General features: G+C 68.8%; 24 protein-coding genes and 1 pseudogene. 6 read left to right on the forward strand and 19 right to left on the reverse strand.

Annotated elements, in window-relative coordinates; all coding sequences use genetic code 11:
• Nucleotides 1-47: 47 nt before the first annotated feature.
• The 11 genes from RMCN_RS23120 to ftsH all read right to left on the reverse strand — a co-directional run bounded on the left by RMCN_RS23120 (nt 48) and on the right by ftsH (nt 9,808).
• Nucleotides 48-863, reverse strand: coding sequence for a type III pantothenate kinase (locus RMCN_RS23120; protein WP_067394089.1), 816 nt, complete (start codon nt 861-863; stop codon nt 48-50).
• Nucleotides 864-867: 4 nt separating this feature from the next.
• A complete protein-coding gene (gene panD / locus RMCN_RS23125) occupies nt 868-1,275 on the reverse strand; it encodes an aspartate 1-decarboxylase (protein ID WP_064412824.1) in 408 nt (135 codons plus the stop codon).
• Entirely contained in the window at nt 1,275-2,207 is a 933-nt protein-coding gene (gene panC / locus RMCN_RS23130) for a pantoate--beta-alanine ligase (protein WP_067394092.1), read from the reverse strand. Before panC ends, panD begins: the two co-directional genes overlap by 1 nt.
• Nucleotides 2,204-3,172, reverse strand: coding sequence for a Rossmann-like and DUF2520 domain-containing protein (locus tag RMCN_RS23135; RefSeq protein ID WP_263987658.1), 969 nt, complete (start codon nt 3,170-3,172; stop codon nt 2,204-2,206). The genes panC and RMCN_RS23135 overlap by 4 nt, the downstream gene beginning before the upstream one ends.
• An 80-nt stretch (nt 3,173-3,252) precedes the next feature.
• On the reverse strand, nt 3,253-4,611 hold the full coding sequence (locus RMCN_RS23140; protein ID WP_067394095.1) for a DUF6779 domain-containing protein: 1,359 nt from the start codon (nt 4,609-4,611) through the stop codon (nt 3,253-3,255).
• A 77-nt stretch (nt 4,612-4,688) separates the two neighbouring features.
• Nucleotides 4,689-5,165 carry a DUF3180 domain-containing protein gene (locus RMCN_RS23145; protein WP_064347872.1) on the reverse strand — a complete coding sequence of 159 codons (477 nt, stop codon included), beginning with the start codon at nt 5,163-5,165 and terminating at the stop codon, nt 4,689-4,691.
• On the reverse strand, nt 5,165-5,677 hold the full coding sequence (folK, locus tag RMCN_RS23150) for a 2-amino-4-hydroxy-6-hydroxymethyldihydropteridine diphosphokinase (RefSeq protein WP_067394100.1): 513 nt from the start codon (nt 5,675-5,677) through the stop codon (nt 5,165-5,167). The genes RMCN_RS23145 and folK overlap by 1 nt, the downstream gene beginning before the upstream one ends.
• Nucleotides 5,674-6,051: a dihydroneopterin aldolase gene (folB, locus tag RMCN_RS23155; RefSeq protein WP_064415945.1), complete on the reverse strand. Its 378-nt coding sequence runs from the start codon at nt 6,049-6,051 to the stop codon at nt 5,674-5,676. Before folB ends, folK begins: the two co-directional genes overlap by 4 nt.
• Nucleotides 6,044-6,841 carry a dihydropteroate synthase gene (gene folP / locus RMCN_RS23160; RefSeq protein WP_067394323.1) on the reverse strand — a complete coding sequence of 266 codons (798 nt, stop codon included), beginning with the start codon at nt 6,839-6,841 and terminating at the stop codon, nt 6,044-6,046. The genes folB and folP overlap by 8 nt, the downstream gene beginning before the upstream one ends.
• 20 nt (nt 6,842-6,861) lie before the next feature.
• The gene (folE, locus tag RMCN_RS23165) at nt 6,862-7,470 is read right to left on the reverse strand and encodes a GTP cyclohydrolase I FolE (protein ID WP_064415946.1); all 609 of its coding nucleotides are present in this window, start codon (nt 7,468-7,470) and stop codon (nt 6,862-6,864) included.
• 28 nt (nt 7,471-7,498) lie between these two features.
• Nucleotides 7,499-9,808, reverse strand: a complete 2,310-nt coding sequence (ftsH, locus tag RMCN_RS23170; RefSeq protein WP_067394103.1) for an ATP-dependent zinc metalloprotease FtsH — start codon at nt 9,806-9,808, stop codon at nt 7,499-7,501.
• A gap of 245 nt (nt 9,809-10,053) precedes the next feature.
• On the opposite strand from ftsH, the gene RMCN_RS23175 reads away from it, so the two are divergent.
• The 3 genes and pseudogenes from RMCN_RS23175 (at nt 10,054) to RMCN_RS23185 (ending at nt 12,719) form a co-directional block, all read left to right on the forward strand.
• Nucleotides 10,054-11,019, forward strand: a complete 966-nt coding sequence (locus tag RMCN_RS23175) for an alpha/beta fold hydrolase (protein WP_409366070.1) — start codon at nt 10,054-10,056, stop codon at nt 11,017-11,019.
• A pseudogene (locus RMCN_RS23180) lies at nt 11,020-11,956 on the forward strand (alcohol dehydrogenase catalytic domain-containing protein).
• Nucleotides 11,957-11,972: 16 nt separating this feature from the next.
• Nucleotides 11,973-12,719 carry an SIMPL domain-containing protein gene (locus RMCN_RS23185; protein ID WP_067394106.1) on the forward strand — a complete coding sequence of 249 codons (747 nt, stop codon included), beginning with the start codon at nt 11,973-11,975 and terminating at the stop codon, nt 12,717-12,719.
• A 9-nt stretch (nt 12,720-12,728) separates the two neighbouring features.
• On the opposite strand, the gene RMCN_RS23190 is transcribed toward RMCN_RS23185, so the two are convergent.
• The 5 genes from RMCN_RS23190 to dacB are packed head-to-tail and all read right to left on the reverse strand — an operon-like array spanning nt 12,729 to nt 18,946.
• The gene (locus tag RMCN_RS23190; RefSeq protein WP_067394108.1) at nt 12,729-14,948 is read right to left on the reverse strand and encodes a molybdopterin-dependent oxidoreductase; all 2,220 of its coding nucleotides are present in this window, start codon (nt 14,946-14,948) and stop codon (nt 12,729-12,731) included.
• Between the two features lie 18 nt (nt 14,949-14,966).
• On the reverse strand, nt 14,967-15,530 hold the full coding sequence (gene hpt, locus RMCN_RS23195; RefSeq protein ID WP_067394111.1) for a hypoxanthine phosphoribosyltransferase: 564 nt from the start codon (nt 15,528-15,530) through the stop codon (nt 14,967-14,969).
• A 13-nt stretch (nt 15,531-15,543) separates the two neighbouring features.
• Nucleotides 15,544-16,530: a tRNA lysidine(34) synthetase TilS gene (gene tilS / locus RMCN_RS23200; RefSeq protein WP_067394115.1), complete on the reverse strand. Its 987-nt coding sequence runs from the start codon at nt 16,528-16,530 to the stop codon at nt 15,544-15,546.
• Nucleotides 16,509-17,579, reverse strand: a complete 1,071-nt coding sequence (locus RMCN_RS23205) for an Rv3626c family coenzyme F420 biosynthesis-associated protein (protein WP_067394331.1) — start codon at nt 17,577-17,579, stop codon at nt 16,509-16,511. The genes tilS and RMCN_RS23205 overlap by 22 nt, the downstream gene beginning before the upstream one ends.
• Nucleotides 17,567-18,946: a D-alanyl-D-alanine carboxypeptidase/D-alanyl-D-alanine endopeptidase gene (gene dacB, locus RMCN_RS23210; RefSeq protein ID WP_067394118.1), complete on the reverse strand. Its 1,380-nt coding sequence runs from the start codon at nt 18,944-18,946 to the stop codon at nt 17,567-17,569. Before dacB ends, RMCN_RS23205 begins: the two co-directional genes overlap by 13 nt.
• A 114-nt stretch (nt 18,947-19,060) precedes the next feature.
• Here dacB and RMCN_RS23215 point away from each other — a divergent pair, with 114 nt between their 5' ends.
• Together RMCN_RS23215 and RMCN_RS23220 are read left to right on the forward strand one after the other, a co-directional pair.
• A complete protein-coding gene (locus RMCN_RS23215) occupies nt 19,061-19,546 on the forward strand; it encodes an inorganic diphosphatase (RefSeq protein WP_067394120.1) in 486 nt (161 codons plus the stop codon).
• A gap of 88 nt (nt 19,547-19,634) precedes the next feature.
• Complete coding sequence (locus RMCN_RS23220) at nt 19,635-20,150, forward strand: 2-oxo-4-hydroxy-4-carboxy-5-ureidoimidazoline decarboxylase (RefSeq protein WP_067394334.1); 516 nt, start codon at nt 19,635-19,637, stop codon at nt 20,148-20,150.
• A gap of 13 nt (nt 20,151-20,163) precedes the next feature.
• On the opposite strand, the gene RMCN_RS23225 is transcribed toward RMCN_RS23220, so the two are convergent.
• On the reverse strand, nt 20,164-20,751 hold the full coding sequence (locus tag RMCN_RS23225) for a hypothetical protein (RefSeq protein WP_234787756.1): 588 nt from the start codon (nt 20,749-20,751) through the stop codon (nt 20,164-20,166).
• 282 nt (nt 20,752-21,033) lie between these two features.
• Here RMCN_RS23225 and RMCN_RS23235 point away from each other — a divergent pair, with 282 nt between their 5' ends.
• Entirely contained in the window at nt 21,034-22,185 is a 1,152-nt protein-coding gene (locus tag RMCN_RS23235) for a serine hydrolase domain-containing protein (RefSeq protein ID WP_067394126.1), read from the forward strand.
• Here the strand turns inward: RMCN_RS23235 and RMCN_RS23240 are convergent.
• Entirely contained in the window at nt 22,167-22,559 is a 393-nt protein-coding gene (locus tag RMCN_RS23240; RefSeq protein WP_067394129.1) for a hypothetical protein, read from the reverse strand. The genes RMCN_RS23235 and RMCN_RS23240 overlap by 19 nt on opposite strands.
• A gap of 45 nt (nt 22,560-22,604) precedes the next feature.
• Nucleotides 22,605-23,612, reverse strand: a complete 1,008-nt coding sequence (locus tag RMCN_RS23245) for a TerC family protein (RefSeq protein WP_064415958.1) — start codon at nt 23,610-23,612, stop codon at nt 22,605-22,607.
• Nucleotides 23,613-23,874: the final 262 nt, after the last annotated feature.

The following is a 23,874-nucleotide window of genomic DNA, read 5'->3' on the forward strand; positions in this document are numbered from 1 at the left end:
GTGCGTCGACGCTCACCGGGCGACCGGTTGGGCACCGAAATCACCATTCAGCGGGCCTGTTTGAGGCGGCCGCGCTGGTTGTCGCGGTTGCGCTCGAACACCAGCCGCAACCCGTCGAGGGTGAGGTGCTCGTCGTAATGCTCGACGGTGCGCATATCCGGCAGCAGAAGCGGCGCGGTGTGTCCGGTGGCGACCACGGCGACGTCGGTGCCCCCGAAGCCGTCGACGTCATCGCGGATGCGCTGCACCAGGCCGTCGACCAGCCCGGCGAACCCGAACACCGCACCGGCCTGCATGCACTCCACGGTGTTCTTACCGATGACCGAACGCGGTCGGGTCAGCTCGACGCGACGCAACGCCGCCGACCGCGCCGCCGCCGCGTCGGAGGACACCTCGACGCCGGGAGCGATCGCGCCGCCGAGGAACTCGCCCTTCGCCGAGACCACGTCGACGCAGATCGACGAGCCGAAGTCGACGACGATGGCCGCGGTGCCGTACTTGTGGTAGGCCGCGAGGCAGTTCACGATGCGGTCGGCGCCGACTTCCTTCGGGTTGTCCACCAACAGCGGAATCCCCGTGCGCACGCCGGGCTCGATCAACACATGGGGCACCGACGGCCAGTACTGGCGCAGCATCTCGCGCAGTTCGTGCATCACCGACGGTACGGTCGACAGGCCCGCGGCCCCGGTCAGGCGTTCGGAGTCGTCGCCGATCAACCCGTCGATGGTCAGCGCGAGTTCGTCGGCGGTGACTTCGGATTCGGTGCGAATCCGCCACTGTTGCACGACTTTCGCGTGCTCTCCCGAACCCGAGACCAGACCCACGACGGTGTGGGTGTTACGGACGTCGATGGCTAGTAACACGGACTCACCGTGGCGACACCAGGTCGGCCGCGTCGGCCGGTACGAAAGCCGGGTCGTGGCCGAGGTCGACCTGCTTGTTTTCGGCGTCGACGAACACGATCCGCGGCTGGTATGCCCTTGCTTCGGCATCCTCCATGGTGCCGTAGGCGATCAGGATCACCAGATCGCCCGGATGTACGAGATGCGCTGCTGCGCCGTTGATTCCGATCACGCCGCTGCCACGTTCACCGGTGATGGCATACGTCACCAGCCGAGCACCGTTGTCGATGTCGACGATCGTCACCTGCTCACCCTCGAGCAGATCGGCGGCCTCCATGAGGTCGGCGTCGATGGTCACCGACCCGACGTAGTGCAGGTCGGCATTCGTCACCGTGGCGCGGTGGATCTTCGATTTCAGCATTGTCCGTAACATCAATTCCTCCAAGGAAGTTCGTGCTCGTCAAAGGGGACGTCCGGGCCCGGCCCCGACGGCACCCCGATATCTATGGCGATGTTGTCCAGCAGCCTGGTGGACCCCAGCCGGCCGGCCACCAACATGCGCGCCGCCCCGACCTCCGGTGCCGGCCCGAGCATCGGGTCGCGCACGTCGAGATAATCGACCTCGATCGCCGGGACCGAGTCGAGCACCGCACGTGCGGCGTCCAACGCGGCCGCGGTCCCCTCCCCCGCGGCGTACATCCCCGCCAACAGCGCAGCGGACAGTGCGCCCGCATGTTCGCGCTGCTCGGCGTCGAGATAGCGATTGCGCGACGACATCGCCAAGCCGTCGGCCTCCCGCACGATCGGCACGGCCACGATCCTGGTGTCGACGTTGAGGTCGGCGACCATCTGCCGGATCAGCGCCAACTGCTGGTAGTCCTTCTCGCCGAAGAACGCGTGATCGGGATGGACGATGTTGAGCAGCTTGAGCACCACCGTCAGGACACCCGCGAAATGCGTTGGCCGAGAAGCTCCTTCGAGGTCAGAACCCAGCGGACCGGGATGAACCGACGTGCGGGTGCCGTCGGGGTACATGTCGGCGACGGTCGGGGTGAACGCGATCTCGACCCCCTCGTCGCGCAGGGCGTCGAGGTCGTCGTCGAGCGTGCGCGGATAGGCCTCGAGATCCTCACCCGCCCCGAACTGCAATGGGTTGACGAAGATCGACACCACCACGACGGCACCCTGGATACGCTTGGCGGAGCGGATGAGCATGCGGTGACCTTCGTGCAGAGCGCCCATCGTCGGGACCAGCATCACGCGGCGACCGGTGGCGCGCAGCGCTCTGGTGACCGCCGAGACGTCTGTCGGTTTCGCGTAGACGTTCAGTTCACCCGCCGTGAACTGCGGTTTACCGACGGTCATCGGCCCGTCCCCGTCCGACGCGTTGCCCCGCCGGCGTCCGAATCGGCGGTGAGCGCCGCGACCACGTCGTCCGGGGCGTGCGCACGTTGGGCGGTGCGCAGCGAGTTCGCCCGATATGCCTGCGCCAATTCGGGATTCACCTCAGTCAGGGCTTCCAGGTGACGCGCGACGGCGGCGGCGTCCCCGCGTGCCACCGGGCCGGTCAACGCCGCCTGCCCGCGGTGTAGCGCGTTCTCCAAGGAGGCGCGGGCCAGCGGGCCGATGACCCGCTCGGCCAGCCCTCCCGGGGCGTCGCCGACCAGTTCCTGGCCGAGCAGTTCCTGGCCCCACAACGCCGAGCGCAGCCCCTCCACCGCGTCGAGCAGCACCGTCACCACGTGATTGCTGGCGTGCGCCAGTGCTGCGTGATAGAGCGTGCGCGCGTCCTCGCGCACCCGGAACGGCTCCCCGCCGATCTCGAGCACCAGCGATTGGGCGATTGCGTATCCGACTTCGTCGGCGGCCGTCACCCCGAAGCAGGTGTCCGAGAGGCGGTCGATGTCCTCGTCGGTGCCGGTGAAGGTCATCGCCGGGTGGATCGCCAACGGTGTGCAGCCCAGTGAGGTCAGCGGTGTCAGCACGTCGATGCCGTTCGCGCCGGAGGTGTGCGCGACGATCGTGCCCGGCCGCACCGACCGGGTCGCGGCCAGCCCCGACACCAACTTCGCCAGCTCGGCGTCCGGCACCGCGAGGATCAACAGTTCGGAACGGCTCGCCACCTCGTCGACCGGAAGAACCGCCGTGTCGGGCAGCCGGCGCTGGGCGCGGTCACGCGACGCGTGCGAGACCGCGCTGCACGCCACCACGACATGCTCGGCGCGTTCGAGGGCCACACCCAGCGCGGAACCGACGCGGCCTGCGGAAACGATGCCGACAGTGAGCCGCGCCGGGCGGAATCCGCCAGGTGGGGTCCCCATGGCGACCATGAAGTCGACCTCGCTGCGAGTTGATGTGTGTACGTTCCGGTCCTGCGGTGCGGGTACCGGACGGTCGCTACGAGATTAACTCACTCCTCGCGGCGCCTGCGACGCCCGCCCGGTGTGGGGCTCGCCTGCAGGCGGGCCAACAGTTCGGCCACGGACTGTCCGGCGGTGTCGGGGTCGTCGGCGCTGCGGTGCCGCCGCCCTCCGGGCGCCGGTGGTTCCGGCGAGGGCTCCGGCGGTTCCGCGGGCCCGGCCTGCTGCTCCGGGCGCCCCGGATCACCGCTTCCCGGCGACGCCGAATGCCTGCCACGTCGCGGTTCGGGCGCCGGCGGCGAGAGGTCGGGTTCGACGGCCGGGCGGGCCCCGTCTTCGCCGGGTTCTGGCGCCCGGCGCCTGCCGACGTACTCGGTCGTCGATCCGTTGCCACCCGACACCCAGTTGCTACCCGGGGCGCCGGGTGGAATCCAGCGCCCGTCCGCGGGTGCCGGCTGCCAGTCGCTGGTCGGCGCAGGCTCGGGCGCCGGCTGCGGCGGGGGCGGGGGCGGCGGAACGGGCTCGGCCCGCGGCGGTGGCGGCGCAACGGGTTCGACCGGCGGTGGCGGCGGGGGTGGCGGCGGCGGGATGGGCTCGGCCCGCGGCGGTGGTGGCGCCACGGGTTCGACCGGCGGTGGTGGCGGAACGGGCTCGGCAGTCGGCGGTGGTGGCGGAACGGGCTGGGCAGGCGGCGGCGACCACGCGGCAGGCTCCTGCGCCGGTTGGTGGCCCCAGTCGGCGTCGGAGGCTCTGCGGTGCGCCCCGCCGCGCTCGGGAGTCGGCTGCCAATCGACCTCGGGCGGTTGGGGTTCGGCGGGCACGTCGATGATCGCGCTTTCCTCGGTCCGCTGCTCGATGTCGGGCCGGTACTCGTCGATGCGGCTGCTGCTGACGCGGCCCGTGGTCTCCGAATCCCTCGCCCAGTCGCTGTAAGCGCGCACCGTCGTGCGCTCGGGTTCGATCGCGGGCCGGTGCGACAGGTCCGCGTCGAAGAGGATCTCCAGGTTGGCGCGCAGCGCGGACAGTTCGGCCCTTAGGCTCGCCATCTCGTCGGCGGCCTGTGCGCGCACCTCGGCTTCCAGTTCGCGGCGCAGTTGCGTCTCCAACGACAGCTCGTATTCGCGCCGCGCCGAGATCTCACGGTCCAGTTGCAGGTCGTAGACGAGCTTGAGGTCGCGCACCTTGGCCTGGTCGACATCGCTCTGCCGTCGGTAGATGACCGAGACGAACGCCGCGACCACCGCGGCCCACAACGCCAAGATGACCGCCAGCTTGAGCAGCTCCACCCGATCGGTGAACACCAGGGCGGAGCTGGCCGCGATCGCCAGCACCAGCAACGCGGTCAACAGCATCCAACCCGGCCTGCGGGCGGCACGCCGATAGCGTGCGCTGCGGGTCGGATCGGTCATGGGGGCGACTGTACCTGTCACAGGTCACTCCGCGTGTCGCCTCGTCGGCGATTCGTTACCGCGTCGGCCGAACTTCGTTAATCCGTTGCCCCATTGGGGTTCTCCGGCGGCTCGCCCGGAGATTTGCAGCAATGCTGCAACCACAGCGCGGCAACCACCAGAGCCAGTGCGCACCCGGCGGCCACCGCGGCGCCCGCGGTGTCCTCGGCGGCGACGCGCAGAGTGGAACGGCGCGGCAACAGGTAGGCCAGGACGGCCGCCCACCAACCGAACACCAGCGCGCCGACCCACGCCGAGGCCTTGGCGATCACCACGGACCTCGCCACCGCGAGGGGGTTCAGCCGGCCGGATCCCACGCCGATCTCACCGTCGTTGATCTTGGCGCGGACGTGGAACGCCCAACCCGCTTCGGCGATCGCGACCCCCAGCAGCGACACACCCGTCCACAGTGTGATCGGCGGGAACCACCGGTACGACGCGAGCACGAGCAAATAGCCCACGACAGCGGTCAGCACCGCAGCGGCCGCGAGGTCGCGCCTTCTCGTCGGTCCCATCAGCGCAACACCAACTCGGTGCGGTGCACACCGTCGCGTTCGGCCGGTTCGAGCGCGGCGAGCAGTTCGTCGACCCGGCGCGGTTCGCCTGCCACCGTCAGCACCGCGTCCGGTTCCACCGCCAGCCAGGGCACGAGCACGAACGCGCGTTGATGGGCACGCGGATGCGGCAGGACCAGGTCGGCGTCCTGCGAGATCACCTCGCGCCCCCCGTTTCGGCAGGTGACGATGTCGACGTCGAGCGTGCGCGGCCCCCATCGTTGTGCGCGCACCCGCTCGGCGGATCGTTCGAACTCGTGGGCGCGCCGTAGCCAACCGTGGCCGTCGAGCGCGGGATCGTCGGCGACGAGGACGGCGTTGAGGAACGGCCCCTGTTCGACACCTCCCCACGGCGCGGTCTCGTACACCGGCGACGCCGCACGCAGCGCACCACCGAGCCCGTCGACGACCGACCCAAGCATCGCCAGCCGGTCGCCGAGATTCGACCCGATCGACAGAACCGCGGTGGTCAAGGGCCACCCCGGGCGCGCCGCGATCGACGCGCCACCACCGCCACGTCGGAGAACGTCAGCGGGATCGGTGCCGCGGGCTTGTGCACGACCACCTCGACCGCGTGCACGCGCCCGTCGTCCATGACGCCGTCGGCGATCTCTGCGGCCACCGTCTCGATCAGGTTCCGCGGCGGTCCGGCGACGATGTCGGCCGCCCGCTGCGCCAACGCGCCGTAGTCCAGGGTGTCGGCGAGGTCGTCACTCGCCGCCGCGGCGGCGAGGTCGATCCAGACCGTGATGTCGACGATGAATTCCTGGCCGTCGCGACGCTCGTGCTCGAAGACACCGTGATGCCCGCGAACGCGCAAGCCGCGCAACTCGATTCGGTCAGCCATGCGACCACGCCTCCAACACCTTGATCGCATCGACCGACGCGCGCACATCGTGCACCCGCACACCCCAGGCGCCGTGTAGGCCGGCCAGCGCCGAGATCACCGCGGTCGCGGTCTCCCGGCCGTCCGGCGGTCGCGGTTGTCCGTCGGCGTCGGCGAGCAGCGTCCCGAGGAAGCGTTTGCGCGACGCGCCCACCAACACCGGGATGCCGGTGGCGACGAATTCGGGCAGCGCACGCAACAGCGCCCAGTTGTGGTCGCCGGTCTTGGCGAAGCCCAACCCCGGATCGATGATGAGGTTGGTCGCGTCGACCCCGGCAGCCACCGCGGCGTCCACACTGGCGAGCAGTTCGGTGCGGACCTCGTCGACCACGTTCCGATAGGCGGGCACCGCGTGCGGACGGTCAGCGCCCACCGACCGCCAATGCATCAGCACCCAGGGCACTTTCGCGTCGGCGAGCAACGGGGCCATGCCCGGGTCCGCGCGCCCGCCGGAGACGTCGTTGACGATCTGGGCGCCGTTCTCCAGCGCCGCCCGCGCGACGTCGGCGTGCATCGTGTCGATGCTGACCGTGACGCCTTGGGCGACAAGCTCGGAGATGACCGGGCACACCCGCGATTTCTCGACTTCGGGGTCGATGCGGGTGGCCCCGGGGCGAGTGGACTCACCGCCCACGTCGACGATCGCCGCGCCTTCGGCGACCAGTTCGAGCCCGTGCTCGACGGCGCGGTCGCGGTCGAGGAACAGCCCTCCGTCGGAGAAGGAGTCGTCGGTGACGTTCACGACCCCCATGACCCGCACCCGTGTCGAGTTCACTTGCGCAGTATCAGGTCCAGCGCCTCGGCCCTCGATGCGGCATCGACCTTGAACTGCCCGCGTACGGCCGATGTGGTCGTCACCGCGCCCGGCTTGCGCACTCCGCGCATCGCCATGCACAGGTGTTCGGCCTCGACCACGACGATCACACCGCGCGGATCGAGTTTGCGCATCATCGCGTCCGCGATCTGACCGGTGAGCCGTTCCTGCACCTGCGGTCGCTTGGCGTAGAGATCGACCAGCCGCGCGATCTTGGACAACCCGGTGACGCGCCCGTCCTGGCCGGGGATGTAACCGACGTGCGCGACGCCGTGGAAAGAAACCAGGTGGTGCTCGCAGGTCGAGTACATCGGGATCTGCTTGACGAGCACCAGCTCGTCGTGCTGCTCGTCAAATGTGGTGTCCAGCACCGAATCCGGATCGATGTACAGGCCGGCAAACAGCTCCTTGTACGCCCGCGCCACCCGCGCGGGAGTGGACTCGAGCCCATGGCGGTCCGGGTCCTCGCCCACCGCGAGCAGCAGTTCGCGGACCGCAGCCTCAGCGCGCGGCTGGTCGAAGTTCGCGGGCCTGAACGTGACAGAGTTGTGCTGCGACTGCGCCAATGGAGCCTCCTGTGAGCCGGTCGGCCTGTCAGCCGTTACGCCGGCTGTTGTCCTGACCCTTGTCCTCGTTCGGTTGGGGTGGCGCAGCCTGTTGCTGCGGCGGCCCCTGCTGCGGATACGGCTGATACGGCGGGTAGGGCTGCTGCTGCCAACCCTGGTGCGGCGGCGGATACCAGTAGCCGTGCGGCTGCTGGACCGGCGGCTGTTGCTGGCCCGGCGGCTGCTGCGACGGCGGCCAGCCCGGTGCGTGCCACCCGGCGGGGGCGCCGTAGTCGGGCTGCGTCGGACCCGAGGAACCGTTGCCGCTGCCGTGGGCGCCGTTCGGGCCGCCCTCGGCCACCTTGGTGGCCTCGGCGGCCTTGGTGGCCGCGGCGATCGCGGCCTTGAAGGCGGGTTCGGGCACCGGTTTGGGCCATTCCTCGCCGCGCTCGATCGCCAGCTCGCCGGGCGTTTTGATCGGTGGCTTGTCGGACGGAACGCGGCCGCCGAAGTCGTCGAACATGGTCAGCCGCGGGCGCTTCTTCACGTCGCCGAAGATCTCCTCGAGCTCACGCCGGTGCAGCGTCTCCTTCTCCAGCAGTTCGCCGGCGAGGGTGTCGAGCACGTCGCGGTACTCGGTGAGAATCTCCCAGGCCTCGGTGTGGGCGGCCTCGATGAGCTTGCGGATCTCGTCGTCGATGGTCTGGGCGACCTCGTGGCTGTAGTCGGCCTGGGTGCCCATGGTGCGACCCAGGAACGGGTCGCCGTGCTCGGTGCCGTAGCGCACCGCACCCAACTTGGAGCTCATGCCGTATTCGGTCACCATCGCGCGGGCGATCTTGGTGGCCTGCTCGATGTCGGACACCGCGCCGGTGGTCGGCTCCCGGAACACCAGTTCCTCGGCGGCGCGTCCGCCCATCGCGAACACGAGCCGCGCGATCATCTCCGAGCGGGTCATCAGGCCCTTGTCGTCCTCGGGGACCGCCATCGCGTGCCCGCCGGTGCGGCCGCGGGCCAGGATCGTCACCTTGTAGATCGGATCGATGTCCGGCATCGCCCACGCGGCGAGCGTGTGCCCGCCCTCGTGGTAGGCGGTGATCTTCTTCTCCTGCTCGCTGATGATGCGGCTCTTGCGGCGCGGACCGCCGACGACACGGTCGACGGCCTCCTCCAGCGCCGGGCCGGTGATCACCGTGCCGTTCTCGCGGGCGGTCAGCAGCGCTGCCTCGTTGATGACGTTGGCCAGGTCGGCGCCGGACATGCCGACGGTGCGCTTGGCCAGCCCGTCCAGGTCGGCGTCGGGAGCGATCGGCTTGCCCGCCGAATGCACCTTGAGCACCGCGCGGCGGCCGGCCAGGTCGGGGTTGGAAACCGGGATCTGGCGGTCGAAGCGACCGGGCCGCAGCAGCGCAGGGTCGAGGATGTCGGGCCGGTTCGTGGCCGCGATCAGGATGACGCCCTGGCGGTCGCCGAAGCCGTCCATCTCGACGAGCAGCTGGTTGAGTGTCTGCTCGCGTTCGTCGTGGCCGCCGCCCAGCCCGGCGCCGCGCTGCCGGCCGACGGCGTCGATCTCGTCGACGAAGATGATGCACGGGCTGTTCTGCTTGGCCTGCTCGAACAGGTCGCGCACGCGCGAGGCGCCCACGCCGACGAACATCTCGACGAAGTCAGAGCCCGAGATCGTGAAGAAGGGCACCCCGGCCTCGCCGGCGACCGCGCGCGCCAGCAGCGTCTTACCGGTGCCGGGCGGGCCGAACAGCAACACGCCCTTGGGGATCTTGGCGCCCAGCGCCTGATACCGCGACGGGTTCTGCAGGAAGTCCTTGATCTCGTAGAGCTCTTCGACGGCCTCGTCGACCCCGGCGACATCGGCGAACGTGGTCTTCGGCATGTCCTTGTTGAGCATCTTGGCCTTGGACTTGCCGAACCCGAAGCCCATCCGCCCGCCGGTCTGCATGCGGGAGAACATGATGAACAGCCCGACCAGTAGCAGCAGCGGCAGCAGGTAGATCAGCAGCGAGCCGAGCATGCTGCCCTGGTTGACCACGGTGTTGGTCTTGACGTTCTTGTCCTGAAGCGCCTCGAACAGCGTGACCCCGTACCCCGTCGGGTACTTGGTGATGATCTTGTCGCTGTTCTCGGTGTCGCCGTTGCCGCTCTTGAGGTCGAGCCGCAGCTGTTGTTCGCGGTCGTCGATCTGCGCGGTCTTGACGTTGTCGCCGTCGATCTGCGCGACCGCCACCGACGTGTCGATGGGCTTGTAACCCCGCGTGTCATCGCTGAAGTAGTAGAAGGACCAGCCCAGCAACAGCACGACCGCTATCACGGTCAGCGTGCGGATGACATTTTTCCGATTCATCAACTATCCGTCGTCGTCCGGCCGCGTGGCGGGCCGTTGTCCCCGGCCGTCAGCGACCACTCCTGCCTTCTAAGCCGCTTCCAACAAGTGCGCAGTTGGAATAGTTCAGGCTACCGCTAGACCAACGAACCAAGGTTCCCGACGGTTCTCCACACCATCCCGCCGAACGTGGGTTACCCGCACGCTGCCGGCCATGGCGACGTGCTTTATGCCCACACTCGCGCTGCGGAAGTGCTTGGGTGTTGATCGTGCTGACCTTCACCGAGCGGTTCGTCGACACCAACGGCGTCCGCCTGCGAGTGCTCGAGGCCGGCGAGCCCGGCGCCCCGCTGGTGGTGCTGGCCCACGGCTTTCCCGAACTGGGGTTCTCCTGGCGCCATCAGCTGCCCGCTTTGGCCGAGGCCGGCTATCACGTGCTGGCGCCCGATCAGCGCGGCTACGGGCGGTCGTCCAAACCCGAGGCCGTCGATGCCTACACCATCGTTGATCTGAGCGCCGACATCGTCGGCCTGCTCGACGACGTCGGCGCCGACCGGGCGGTCATCGTCGGCCACGACTTCGGCGGCGCCGTGGCGTGGGGCGCACCGCTGCTTCACCCGGACAGCTTCGCCGGCGCGGTGGGCATATGCGCGCCGCCGGTACCGCGCTCGCGGGTGCCCACGACGCAGGCGTTCCGCCGCATCTTCGGCGAGAAGTTCTTCTACGTCCTCTACTACCAGGAGCCCGGCCCGGCCGACGCGGAGTTGAACCGCGACCCCGCCATCACCATCCGCAAGCTCATCGGCTCGACCACCGCTTCCAGGGACGGGCTCATGGCTCAGCGGATGACCGCGCCGGGACCGGAGGGTTTCCTGGCCCGCATACCCGAGCCAGGCGATCTACCCGATTGGATCAGCCAAGAGGAAATCGACTACTACATCGAAGAGTTCAGCCGCACGGGCTTCACCCCCGCGCTCAACTGGTACCGCTGCTTCGATCGCAACTGGGAACTGACCGAGAGCCCGCCGTCCGCGACGATCGACGTGCCGGCGTTGTTCATCGGCGGCACCGAGGATCCCACGATGGCCTACACCCCCCGCCACCGCGCCCGTGAACTCGTCGCGGGCGACTATCGCGAGGTGATGATCGACGGCGGGCACTGGCTTCCGCAGGAGCGGCCCGCCGCGGTCAACGCCGCGCTGCTGGAGTTCTTGAACCGATTGGATTGGTGAATGCGCGCTGCCGTGCTGCGAGACGGACAGATGGTGGTCCGCGACGACGTACCCGACCCGGTTCCGCAGGAGGGTCAGGTTCTGGTCGCGGTCAGTGCCTGCGGTATCTGCGGCTCCGATCTGCACTTCGCCAAGCACGGCGACCAGATGGTGCGGCTCACCCGCGAGATCACCGGTATGCCGGTGCAGGGCGGGCTGCCCGTCGACCTGGGCAGCGACGTGTTCATGGGCCACGAATTCAGCGCCGAAGTCCTCGAGGCCGGTCCGGGCACCGAGGCGCCCGCTCCGGGAACTCTTGTCACGTCACTGCCGGTGTTGTTGTCGCCCAAGGGATTCGAACCGATCATGTCCAGCAACACGGTGCTCGGCGGGTACGCCGAGAGGATGCTGCTGTCGGTGCCGTTGCTGCTGAGCGTGCCAGAGGGCGTCGATCCGCGGCACGCCGCGCTGACCGAACCGATGGCCGTCGGGCTGCACGCCGTCAACAAATCCGGCTTCGCCCCCGGCGAGGCCGCGCTGGTGATCGGTTGCGGTCCGATCGGGATCGCGATCATCGCCGCGTTGCGGCTCAAGGGTGTCGAATACATTGCGGCGGCCGACTTCTCGGTGCGCCGCCGGGAACTCGCAGCGACGATGGGCGCGCACGTCACGCTCGATCCTGCGCAGGGCTCCGTTGGGCAGCCGCCTGGTGGTGGCGGGGGTGTGCATGCAGCCCGACACCGTCACACCGTTGTTCGGCATCGCCAAGGAGATCAACGTCCAGTTCGTCAACTCCTACGACTACAACGAGTTCGCGGAGACGTTGCGCGCCATCGCCGACGGGCGCATCGACGTCTCGCCGCTGATCACCGGCGAAGTGGGACTCGAAGGCGTCGGCGCCGCATTCGACGAACTCGCCGACCCCGACATGCACTGCAAGATCATGGTGACTCCCTGACGGTAGGGTGCCAGCCATGCCAATCGCTGCCCGGGCGAAGACGCCCACCCGAATCCTCGTGGCCGCGGCGGTGGGGTTCGTCGCCCTGCTCGCGGGCTGTGACGCGACGGCCGCCCCCGTCCTCACCAACGACGACGACCACACACAGCGCCAGGTGACGGTCGTGGGCAGCGGTGAGGTGCTCGGCGCGCCCGACACGCTGACGATCAACGCGGGGATGGACGTCGTGGCCGCCGATGCAGCCGCCGCGCTCAACCAGACCAGCCAACTGCAGCGCGGGGTCATCGACGCACTGGTCGACTCGGGCATCGACCGCAAGGAAATCAACACCTCCGAGGTGAGCGTGCAGCCGCAGTACGGCGGCGGCGACAACACCATCGACGGCTACCGGGCGACGAACACGATCGACGTCAAGGTCCGCGCGCTCAACACGGCGCCCCAGGTGTTCGGGATCATCGCGGGCCGGGGCGGTAACGCGACGAGGATCAACAACGTCACCCTCGCCATCGAGGACGATTCCCAACTGGTGCGCGAAGCGCGCGCCCGCGCCTTCAACGACGCCAAGAGCCGCGCCGAACAGTACGCGCTGCTGGCCGAGTTGGACCTCGGCAAGGTCATCTCGATATCGGAGGTGCCCGCGTCGTCGCCGCCGACGCCGTATCCGACTCCGCGCGGCCCGGCCGCCGAGATGGCGGCGGTGCCGATCGAGCCCGGTCAGCAGGCCGTCGGCTTCAACGTCACCATGGTCTACGAGCTGACCTAGCCTGCCGGCTCAGCCGGCGGGCGCGATGTCCACCGGGATGCCGTTGAGCACCGCGGTGCCCGACAGCGGATCCAGATGGTTGCCGTCGTTGAGCTGGTTGACGTTCACGCCCGGCGCGGCGGCCGCGACCCGTTGACCCGTGCCGTCGCGGTTGTGGCCCCAGCCGTGCGGTAACGACACCACGCCCCGGCGCATCTCCGGCGTGATCTCGACCGGGGCCAGCAGCTCACCTCCCGGCCCTTTGACGACGGCGGTGTCGGTCAGCCCGAGCTCCGCGGCGTCGTCGGGGTGGATCCGCAGCGTGCACTGGTTGGACCCGCCCGACAACGCGGGCAGGTTGTGCATCCAGCTGTTGTTGGAACGCAGGTGCCGTCGTCCGATGAGCACGAACCCGTCGGGGCGCACGCCGAGCGCGTCCCGCAGCCGCGCGACCTCGGCGGTCAACTCAGGCGGTGCGAGTTCGATCCGGCCAGACGGCGTTCGCAACACCTCGGTTAGGCGCGGTCGCAACGGACCCAGGTCGATGCCGTGCGGTGCGGCCTTGAGCTTGGCCAGCGTGAGTCCGTCGGGGTTGGCGCCGAACGCATCGCCGTAGGCGCCCAGGCGCAGCATCATGTCGAGGCGCCGTTCGTAGCCCGGAGCCGTCGGCAGCATCGCGGTCAGGTCGTCGACGGAACGCCCCGCGACCGGCGAATCCGGGTCGGCGGTCTCCTTGGCCAGCGTCGCCGCGATCACCTGATCGTCGACCAGCATCGGATCGGCGTCGGGGCCCAGGCCGTAGAGGATCAGGGCGATGCGCGCGAGGATCTCGGCTTCGTCCGGCCGGTCGGTCAGCGGGAGGGCCGGCGGCGAGTATCGCGCGTTGTTGCGCACCGCCAGGCTGTTGAGCGCGATGTCGAAGTGTGCGCTGCGCGACGGCGGAGGCGGCGGCAGGATGACGTCGGCGTGCCGGGTGGTCTCGTTCAGGTACGGGTCGATGCTCAGCATGAACTCGACGCTGTCCAGGGCCTTGTCGAGGCGTTCCCCGTCGGGCGCCGACAGCACCGGATTGCCCGCGATCGTGACGACGGCCTTGATCTGCCCGTCACCGGGGGTGTCGATCTCCTCGGCCAACGCCGCGGCCGGAAACTCCGACAGGGCTTCGGGATAACCCGACACGCGGCTGTGCCAGCGCCCGGTGAGAAAGCCGCGCCCCGGCTTCGGCGGCCGCGCAGCGGGGGCGATCGGCGACTGCGGGAACATCGCGCCGCCGGGGCGGTCCAGGTTGCCGGTGAGGACGTTCACGACGTCGACGAGCCAGCTGCCCAAGGTGCCGAATTCGACGGTGGAGGTGCCGATCCGGCCGTACACGGCGGCCGATGGCGCCGCGGCGAGTTCGCGTGCGAGCGTGCGGATGTCGTCGGCGGGCACCCCGCAGTGCGTCGCGACGGTGTCCGGTGAGAAGTCGGCGGCGAGTGCACGCACCAAATCGACACCGTCGACATGCCCGTCGAGGTCCTTCAGGTCGGCGAGGTCCTCGTCGAACAGCACGTGGACGATTCCCAGGAGCAGCGCCGCGTCGGTGCCGGGCCGTGGCGCCAGGTGGCGGTCGGCGACTTCGGCGGTGCGGGTGCGGGCGGGGTCGATGACCACGAGGCGGCCGCCGCGTTTGCGCAGCGCGCGCAGCTTGCCGGGGAAGTCGGCGGCGGTCGCGAGGCTGCCGTTGGAGACAAGGGGGTTTGCACCGATGACCACGAGATAGTCGGTGCGGTCGAGATCGGGGACGGTGAACGCGACGGGGCTGCCGAACATCAGGCCCAGCGCGACGTGCTTGGGCATCTGATCGAGGGTGCTCGCCGAGTACACCTGCCGGGTGCCCAGCGCCTTGACGACCAGCGGGGTGTACAGCCCGCCCGCGATGGTGTGGGCGTTCGGGTTGCCCAGGTACACCCCGACCGCCGCACCGCCGTGCTCGGCGATGACCCCGCCGAGACCGTCGGCGGCCGCGGCGAACGCCTGTGCCCAGGTCGTCTCGGTCAGCACGCCGTCACGACGGACCATCGGCCGGGCCAACCGGTCGGGATCGTTGTCGAGTTCGCCGAAGCTGGCACCCTTCGGGCAGATGAACCCGTGGCTGAACACGTCGTCTTTGTCGCCGCGGGCACCGGTGACGCGACCGTCGTCAATGGTGAGCACCAGGCCGCAGGTGGCCTCGCACAGCGGGCAGATGCGAAGGGCTGTTTCGCGCATGCCCCTATCTTGCGCCGGTCAGTGCTGCTCGTACACCTTCGGGTCCAGCGTGCCGATGTAGTCGAGGTCGCGGTAACGCTCGGCGTAGTCCAGGCCGTAGCCGACGACGAACTCGTTGGGGATGTCGAATCCGACGTGGGCGATATCGACGTCGGCGCGTACCGCGTCGGGCTTGCGCAACAGCGCGCACACCCGCAGCGAGCGGGGGTGGCGCGTCGCGAGGTTGCGCAGCAACCACGACAGCGTCAGCCCGGAGTCGACGATGTCCTCGACGATGAGCACGTCGCGGCCGTTGATGTCGCGGTCGAGGTCTTTGAGGATGCGCACCACGCCCGACGACGACGTCGACGACCCGTAGGAGCTGACCGCCATGAACTCCAGCTGGGTCGGCAGCGGGATCGCGCGCGCCAGGTCCGTGACGAAGAAGACCGCGCCCTTGAGCACGGTCACCAGCAGGAGATCTTGGCCGTTGGCGGCGACGGTGTCGCGGTACTCCTCGCCGATCAGGGCGCCGAGCTCGGCGATCTTCGCCTGGATCTCATCGGACGACAGCAGTACCGACTTGATGTCACCGGTGTACATATCGGCGGATCGCTCAGGCACGGGCACAGTTTTTCATGGTGCGCACCGGCTCCGTGTGCAGGGTCAGCATGCCGTCCCGGCGGCCCGCGATCAGCCGTCGTTCGCGCAGGGACGAGCCGACCGCGACTCCGCCCTGGCCCCGCCACGCCGTGACGAGGGCGTCGACGGCGCGGATCTGCTTGTCGGTCAGCCCGGCGGCACCGCCATCGAGCAACCAACGGCGAATCACCCTGCGCCGCAGCGCTTGTGGAAGGACGGCGAGTTCTGTCCCGTCGAGCGCTTCGTCGTGGCGCAGCCCCGTCAAGGTGCGGTCGGCCAGCTCGTCGAGGGTGTCGGTGTCGGCACGCAATGCGTCCGCGGTGCGCGCCAAAGCCTCGGCGACCCCACCACCGAGAACGTCTTCGAGAAGCGGCAGCACCTCCTCACGCAGGCGGACCCTGGTGAACCTGCGGTCCGAGTTGTGCGGGTCCTGCCACGGGGTGAGGCCGAGCTCGGCGCACGCCGCCTCCGTCACCGCCCGCCGCACGCCGAGCAGGGGCCGGCCCCACGGCGGGTCCCACGGCCGCATGGCGGCGATGGACCGCGGCCCGGAGCCGCGGCCCAAACCCAGCAGCACCGTCTCGGCCTGGTCGTCCAGCGTGTGCCCCAGGAGCACCGGCATTTCGCGACGTGCCTCGTTCAGCGCGCGGTACCGCGCGGTGCGCGCGGCGGCCTCGGGGCCGCCCGCCCTCCCGACGTCGACGGTGATCACCTGCGCGGCAACGCATCCCACAGACACGGCCTGCTTGCGCGCGTTCTCGGCCACGGTGGCGGAGTCCGGCTGCAACCGGTGGTCGACGATCAGCGCGGTGGTCGGTTTGAGGCCCGCCGCGACCGCGGTCAACGCCAGCGAGTCCGGACCCCCGGACAGTGCGATGCACCAGCGGTCACCGACGCCGAAGTCGCGGTCGAACGCCCCGACCGCCGTTCGAAGCCCGGCTACAGCACCCTGTCGATCCATCGGTGCGGCTCGTCGATTTCGGTTGGCAGAGGCAATGTTTCGGGTCCCGTCCACACGGCGTTGAATCGGTCCATGCCCACAGCGGACACCACATGGTCGACGAACGCCTTGCCGCGGGTGTACTGGCTGAGCTTGGCGTCGATGCCGAGAAGCATCCGCACCACCCGTTGCAGCGGCGACTGTTTGCGCTGACGCCGCTCGTCGAACCGCTTGCGAATCGTGGCGACCGAAGGCACCACCGCGGGGCCGACGGCGTCCATCACGTGGTCCGCGTGGCCTTCGAGCAGCGTGCCGAGCACGAGCAGTTTGTCGAGGGCCTCACGCTGAGGTTCGGACTGCACCGCCCGCAACAGCCCGATCATGCCGCTCGAATTGGCATCTGGCACAGCGCCGTTCGATTCGTCGCGGCGGCTGCGCACGAACGAGGCCAGCCGGGAGACCATCTCGGCGATGTCCTCGGTGCCTTCTTCGGTGAGCACGGCCAGGGCGCCGGACATGTGCTCGGCAAGCCACGGGTTGGCGCGGAACTGCACCCGGTGGGTGACCTCGTGCAGGCACACCCACAGCCGAAAGTCGTAGGGCTGCACCTGCAGCTGGCGCTCCACGGCGATCACGTTCGGGTAGATCAGCAGCAATTCGCCACCGCCGGGACCGAACGGATCGTACTGGCCGAGGATGCCCGAGGAGATGAACGCGAGCACCGCTCCGGTCTGTGCGCCCGTGATGCGTCCGCTGATCGGGCCCGCCGGCTTGTCCGAGCCCCCCGTCATCACGCGCATCGAGCGGGTGGCCGCGCGAATCCACTGCGGACGGTCCACAATTCGTGCCTCGGGGATCTCACCGCCTTCGGTCATACCGGTGACCTCGCGCACCGGAAGCTCGGCAGAGCGCGACGCCTCGGCCAGCTGTTCGATCACCTGCCTGCGCGTGTAGTCGGTGGAGGCCGGACCGGGTCGGGCCAGCTTCTCACCGACGGTGGCGGCGAAGTCCCAGTCGACGGCGCGACCGACCGACAGCGAGGATTTGGCCGAGGGGCTCACGCGCTGCATCCGCACGCTCGCAGTGTGGCGGCCACGTTGTCGAGCGCGATGCGTCCGGTCGGGCCCGCGTTGTTGGAGATCAGCGCGAACGTGAGCACCCGCCCGCTCGAGTCGGTGACGATGCCCGCCAGGGAGTTGGTTCCGGTCAGGGAGCCGGTCTTGGCCCGTAGGAAACCGGCGGCGGGCTTGACGATGGGGGTGTCCAGATAGCGGTTCGACAGTGTGCCGCTTCCCCCCGCGATGGGCAGCAGGTCGACCAGGGGCCGCAGCTTGGGGTGGTCGTCTCCGGCCGCCGCCTGCACCACCTCGTCGAGCGTCTCGGCGGTGAGCCGGTCATCGACGGACAACCCGCTGGAGTCGAAGATCCTCGCGCCGGTGATGTCGATACCGGCGTCGCCCAGGGCGTCGAGGACCGCGCGCGCGGCGCCGTCGAAGCTCTGCGGACGGTTTTGCGCCGCGGCGACCTCGCGCCCCATCGCCTCGGCCATCACGTTGTCCGAAGCGTTCATCATGTCGCGCAGACGCGATATCAGCGGCGGCGACTGGACCGCACCGAGTTCCCTGCCGCCGCTCGCGCTACCGGGTGCCACGGCGACCTTCGCCGGGTCGATCTTCAGCGCCGCCGCGAGCGCCCGGCCGGCATCCAACGCGGGTGTGCGGGACCGCGCCGAGTCGACGCTGACCGGTTGGGTGCGGCCGCCGTCGAGCATGACCGACTCCATCGGCGCGATGTCGCCGCCGTCGATGTCGAGCGGATCCCACCCCGGCGCCATCGTCGGCCCGCTGTAGGCGCTGGTGTCCACCTGCACGGAGGTCACCTCGATGCCGCTACCCCGGACCTGTTCGGCCAGGTCGTTGATGCGCGCGGCGTCCCGGTACCAGGTGTCCTCCCCGGCCGGCGCCGCCGAAAGCGTCGGGTCGCCGCCCCCCTTGAGCACCACCACCCCGGGCCTGGAACCACTGAACACCCGCGTGGTGAGCCGGGCATCACGGTCCAGCGTCAGCAGAGCCGCGGCGGCGGTGAGCGACTTGTTCGTCGACGCGGGCTGCATCGGCACGTCGGCGCGCTGCTCCCACAGCACCGCGTCGGTCAGCGCATCGGTGACGCGGCCGGTGAGGTCACCGAGATTCGGGTCGGCCAGCACGGGGGCCAGCTTGGCCGCCAGCAGGTCCGGGACAGGCCTGGGCGCCGAGTCGGCCACCGGTACGACACCGGGGTTCGCGGTTGCGGCCGGGGGCGTCGGCTTACCCGCAGAAGCTTCGGTCGACGGCCCCGCCGTCACCAGGGCAGCGACCAGCACGACCACGGCAACCAGCAGCAATACCGCCGCGCCGATGGCCACGTGCGTGGATCGGCGCCACTGACCGGGCCGCATAATCCTCCTGCTCAAACCAGACCGCCCCCGTACAGCAGCGTATCCCTCGTTTAAGGTTGACCCGCGTTATCACCGGACGACCCAGACAAGAGCACAGGGCAAGGAGCCGCGGCCGTGCAGTTCGAGGTAGTGATCGAGATCCCCAAGGGTTCCCGCAACAAGTACGAGGTGGACCACGAGAGCGGCCGGGTGAAGCTGGACCGCTACCTGTACACGTCGATGGCCTATCCGACCGATTACGGGTTCTTCGAGAACACCCTCGGTGAGGACGGCGACCCGCTCGACGCCCTGGTGTTGCTGCCCGAATCCGTGTTCCCCGGCTGCATCGTGGAGGTCCGCCCGGTGGCCATGTTCCGGATGACCGACGAGGCCGGCGGCGACGACAAGGTCCTGTGCGTGCCCGCCGACGATCCGCGCTGGGAGCACATCGCAGACCTCGGCGACGTGCCTGCCTACGAGCTCGAGGCGATCAAGCACTTCTTCGTGCACTACAAGGATCTCGAACCGGGCAAGTACGTGAAGGCCGCCGACTGGGTCGGCCGCTCAGAGGCCGAGGCTGAGGTTCAGGCGTCGGTCGAGCGGTTCAACAAGGCCCACTGAACGGATTTACGCGGGCGCTGATTTTTCCTCCCCGTAACACGACGTAACCCGGACGTTCTCCCCACGACTGATTATTGCTGTCGTGTTGATGCATCAGGGAATCGGTCTCGAAGCGTTCAACGCGATGCCGATGCGCAGGGCCGTCCACGCCGTCTACGAATGCTGCTACAGCGTGCCCTTGTCCGCGGATCTGGCGCGCGGGCGACCGTACCCCGACCACGACACGCTGTTCCGTGAAGCCGATGCGCTGCTGTTCAGCCTCGGCGAGGACTCCATCGACACCATCCTGCAGGCCTACCCGGACATCGGGCGGCGGCCGGGCAGCGAGAAGTCGGCCGCTGAACAATGCGCGATCTGGTGTGACCAGCCCGAGATGATGGAGCGTCTGAGTCAGGCGTCGAAGCAATACCTCGAACACTTCGGCTTCGGGTTCGTGATGTTCGTCAACGGCTACGACGCCGAGCGGGTGCTGGCAACGATGCTCGACCGGATGCACAACGACATCGAGACCGAGCGAAAGATCGTCCGCAACGAGTTGGCCCGCATCAACCGAACCCGGCTGGAACGCATGCTGGGACCCGAAGGCGGCTACGACAATTGGTGACGCGGCCGTCGCGCTAGGCGCCCTGCCAGTTCGTGATCGCCGCGGCCTGCTTCTGACCCAGCTCGGTCACCAGGTCGGCCGGTGCGGGATCGTTTGCGGGACCTTCGAATTCGATCGTCGTCGCGGTGTTGCCCTCGGTGAAGGTCAACACGGCCACGGACTCGGTGCCGTCGCGCGAAGTACCGGTGACCATCGTTCCGCCGGTTCCCACGTCGACAGGTTGTGAGTGCTGGTTGGCGACGTCGGCGGCCGCGCCGTTCAGTGCAGCCGTAGCGGCCCCGGGATCGGCCAACACCAGGATGGTGGTCGTGATCTGGCGTGTGCCGCCCTCGCGGTGGGTGTACTCGGCCCTCACCCCGGGCTGCCCGTCGGGATCGATGGCCAGCGGCGCCGCCGCATAGGCCAACGAGTCGGTGATCGTGTTCGGATCGACCGGTAGCCTGCTGTAGTCATTGGATTGGGCTGTGGCCGAACCGATCCCGAGCGCTGCGGCGAATGTCGTCACCGCGATCGCACAGGACACCTTGAACGTCGTCGACATCAGCATGGGTAGCACCCCCATCCCCGCCAGCCATCGCGCCAGAACCAACCGGGACCGCATCCCATGTTCCCGGTCGTGCCCTGGCAGTCCAACGCCTGAACCCTCGGTTCGAGGGGCACCGCCGGGACAGGGGCGATCGGGTCGGGGGTCACCTGGGCGGCACCGGCGGACTGTGCCGTCACGAGCGGACCCAGGATCAACGTGCCTACGGCGACCGCCGTCGCGAACCTGTGCATCGCATACCTCCTGATTCGGCAATTCTGTCGGTCACGGTACCGGGACAAACGCTCGGATCAGCGTGGTTTTCTCCATAAATCCGCTGGGCAGAGGCATGATTAGCCGATGCGCGACAGCGTCCACGGCCACTGCGACAGTCGATTCGACAAGCTCGCCGACGCGTTGGCCGACGAGATCGCCAAGGGTGAGGAGTTGGGTGCCTCCATCGCCGTGGACATCGACGGCCAGTGCGTCGTCGACATCTGGGGCGGCCATGCCGACCGCGCCAAGACGACGCCATGGCACCAAGACACCATCGTGAACTTCTGGTCCTGCACCAAGACCCTCACCGCGTTGGCGGCTCTGATCCTCGTCGACCGCGAACTGCTCGACCTCAAAGCCGCCGTCGCCGACTATTGGCCGGAGTTCGCGGCGAATGGCAAGCACGACATCGAGATTCGGCATCTGCTTGCCCACACATCCGGAGTGTCCGGCTGGGAGGCGCCGTTCGACCTCGAGGTCATGTACGACTGGGAGCGTTCGACCGGCCACCTGGCGGGCCAGGCGCCGTGGTGGCCCCCCGGCACGGCGTCGGGGTACCACGCGCTCAACTACGGCCACCTCATCGGCGAGGTGATCCGCCGCGTCACCGGCAAGTCGCTCAAGGAGTTCGTCCGTGACGAGATCGCCGCTCCCCTGGACGCCGATGTCCAGATCGGTGCGCGACCCGAGGACGACGACCGCATAGCCGAGCTCATCGCACCCCCGCCACTGGCCCTGCCTTACGACCTACTGCCACAAGACCATCCGATGATCAAGACGTTCGGCACCATCCGGCCCGACCAGGATGTCGCCTCGATCGCCGAGACGATCGCGTGGCGGCGCGCCGACATCGGTGGCGCGAACGGCCACGGCAACGCCCGCGGGCTGGCCCGTGCCCTGGCGCCGATTGCGTTGGGCGGCAAGGCCAACGGCGTGCAACTCCTCAGTCCGGCGACCATCGATCTGATCTTCGAGGAACAGTCCCACGGCCTCGACCAGGTGCTCATGATCCCGCTGCGCTTCGGCGTCGGATTCGGGCTGCCGTGTCCCGAAAGCGTTCCCGCCATCCCGGAGGGCAGGATCTGCTGGTGGGGCGGCTGGGGCGGTTCGGCGATCGCGATGGATCTGGAGCGCCGCACGACGTTCGCCTACGTGATGAACCGGATGGGGCCGGGAACCACGGGAACCGAACGCACCAACCGATACGCCCGGCTGGTCTACGAGGCCTTGGCCTGACTGCGCAATTCGAGGCTTCGCAGCACCGCGCGCCCCAGCGCGTGCACATCCTCGCGCGGCGACACGGGCACGAGCGTGACGCCGTCGGCTACCTCGGCCGATGAGATGTCGGCGATCAGGCCGGCGAGACCGTCGACGGTGCCGGCGTAGCGCACGCCGTCGCCCGGTTCCAGCGCGTCGCGCACGGACCGGAAGTCGGCCGCGACAGCCACCGCGACGTCCAGGATGACCGCGACCTCACCGTCGGCCCGCACCCGCGCGCGAACCCGCCGCGCATGCTGCAGGTCCTTGGCCGCGACGCGCACGGGCGGTGGGCCGCCGTCGGTCAGTTCATCCCAGCCACCGCCGGGGGCATCGGTCACGAAGAGGCGCACACGGCAAGGCTAGGAGATGGCTCGCGGGGTGATCGAGCGTTGCGCTCAGCGCGAATCCAACGATTTCGAGTTCTCGCCGGCCGCGTTCTTCACGTCGTGCACCCGAGTCTTGTACAGGCTGGCCGCGGTGGTGATGAGCAGCGTCACGATGATCACGCCCAACGACAACAGGGTCGGGATCTCGGGCACCGGCACGTGCTCACCGCCGTTGATGAACGGCAACTCGTTCTCGTGCAACGCGTGCAGCAGCAGCTTGACGCCGATGAAGCCCAGGATGAACGCCAGGCCCTGCGACAGGTACACCAGCCGTTTGAGCAGATCACCCAGCAGGAAGTAGAGCTGACGCAAGCCCATCAACGCGAACACGTTGGCGGTGAAGACCAGATACGGCTCCTGGGTGAGTCCGTAGATGGCGGGAATCGAGTCCAGCGCGAAGATCAGGTCCGTGGTGCCGAGCGCGACGATGACGAGGAACATCGGCGTCATCAACCGCTTGCCGTTCTCCTTCACCCACAGTTTCAGGCCGTCCCACGTGTCGGTCATGCTCAGGTGGTTGCGGGCGAATCTGACCACGATGTTGTCGCCGTCGTCCTCGTGGTCGGTGTCGCGGGCGAGGTTGATCGCCGTGTAGATGAGGAACGCGGCGAAGATGTAGAACACCCACGAGAACTGGTTGATGGCCACGGCGCCGAGCGCGATGAAGATGCCGCGGAAGATCAGCGCCAGGATGATGCCGACGAGAAGCGCCTGCTGCTGGTACTTCCTGGGCACGTTGAAGCTGGCCATGATGATCAGAAAGACGAACAGGTTGTCCACCGACAGGCTGTACTCGGTCAGCCAGCCCGCGAAGAACTCGACGCCGTACTGGCTGCCGTGGAAGAACCAGGTCCAGATCCCGAATGCGATGGCCAGGCTCACGTAGATGGTCAGCGCGGTCCCGGTCTCCCGCTTCGACGGTTCGTGCGGCCGCCGGCCGATCACGACGACGTCGAACAGCAGGATGGCGATCGTCACGCTGAGCGTGATGACCCATTCGAGGGTGGAAACGTTCACTGAACCTCCGGTCGTCAAAACGCCGGAGGTCTCTTCCACCGCCACGATTGCTCGTGTCGGCCCGCAGCACCGGTCGTCCGATGACGGCCGACGTGATGACGACACCGCGGCGAAGGAATACTCCCCTCCGCAGGCGATTCTGCCAGGTACTGGCGAATGACCGGAAGCCGGGGAATTCAAACCTCCCGCCGCGGCCTTTTCGAAGCTCGGCGCGCGGTGTTCAAAATCGTGATCGCGACGCCGCGTGCGGCTCGGGCGGCAC

Source organism: Mycolicibacterium novocastrense, from assembly GCF_001570485.1.
Taxonomy (GTDB): Bacteria; Actinomycetota; Actinomycetes; order Mycobacteriales; family Mycobacteriaceae; genus Mycobacterium; species Mycobacterium novocastrense.

Bases quoted from the DNA above. Each gene is read 5' to 3' on its own strand.
- panD (WP_064412824.1), bottom strand. From the start codon at position 1,275: ATGTTACGGACAATGCTGAAATCGAAGATCCACCGCGCCACGGTGACG.
- panC (WP_067394092.1), bottom strand. From the start codon at position 2,207: ATGACCGTCGGTAAACCGCAGTTCACGGCGGGTGAACTGAACGTCTAC.
- RMCN_RS23135 (WP_263987658.1), bottom strand. From the start codon at position 3,172: ATGGTCGCCATGGGGACCCCACCTGGCGGATTCCGCCCGGCGCGGCTC.
- RMCN_RS23140 (WP_067394095.1), bottom strand. From the start codon at position 4,611: ATGACCGATCCGACCCGCAGCGCACGCTATCGGCGTGCCGCCCGCAGG.
- RMCN_RS23145 (WP_064347872.1), bottom strand. From the start codon at position 5,165: ATGGGACCGACGAGAAGGCGCGACCTCGCGGCCGCTGCGGTGCTGACC.
- folB (WP_064415945.1), bottom strand. From the start codon at position 6,051: ATGGCTGACCGAATCGAGTTGCGCGGCTTGCGCGTTCGCGGGCATCAC.
- folP (WP_067394323.1), bottom strand. From the start codon at position 6,841: ATGGGGGTCGTGAACGTCACCGACGACTCCTTCTCCGACGGAGGGCTG.
- ftsH (WP_067394103.1), bottom strand. From the start codon at position 9,808: ATGAATCGGAAAAATGTCATCCGCACGCTGACCGTGATAGCGGTCGTG.
- RMCN_RS23185 (WP_067394106.1), top strand. From the start codon at position 11,973: ATGCCAATCGCTGCCCGGGCGAAGACGCCCACCCGAATCCTCGTGGCC.
- RMCN_RS23190 (WP_067394108.1), bottom strand. From the start codon at position 14,948: ATGCGCGAAACAGCCCTTCGCATCTGCCCGCTGTGCGAGGCCACCTGC.
- hpt (WP_067394111.1), bottom strand. From the start codon at position 15,530: ATGTACACCGGTGACATCAAGTCGGTACTGCTGTCGTCCGATGAGATC.
- tilS (WP_067394115.1), bottom strand. From the start codon at position 16,530: ATGGATCGACAGGGTGCTGTAGCCGGGCTTCGAACGGCGGTCGGGGCG.
- RMCN_RS23205 (WP_067394331.1), bottom strand. From the start codon at position 17,579: ATGCAGCGCGTGAGCCCCTCGGCCAAATCCTCGCTGTCGGTCGGTCGC.
- dacB (WP_067394118.1), bottom strand. From the start codon at position 18,946: ATGCGGCCCGGTCAGTGGCGCCGATCCACGCACGTGGCCATCGGCGCG.
- RMCN_RS23220 (WP_067394334.1), top strand. From the start codon at position 19,635: ATGCATCAGGGAATCGGTCTCGAAGCGTTCAACGCGATGCCGATGCGC.
- RMCN_RS23225 (WP_234787756.1), bottom strand. From the start codon at position 20,751: ATGCGGTCCCGGTTGGTTCTGGCGCGATGGCTGGCGGGGATGGGGGTG.
- RMCN_RS23235 (WP_067394126.1), top strand. From the start codon at position 21,034: ATGCGCGACAGCGTCCACGGCCACTGCGACAGTCGATTCGACAAGCTC.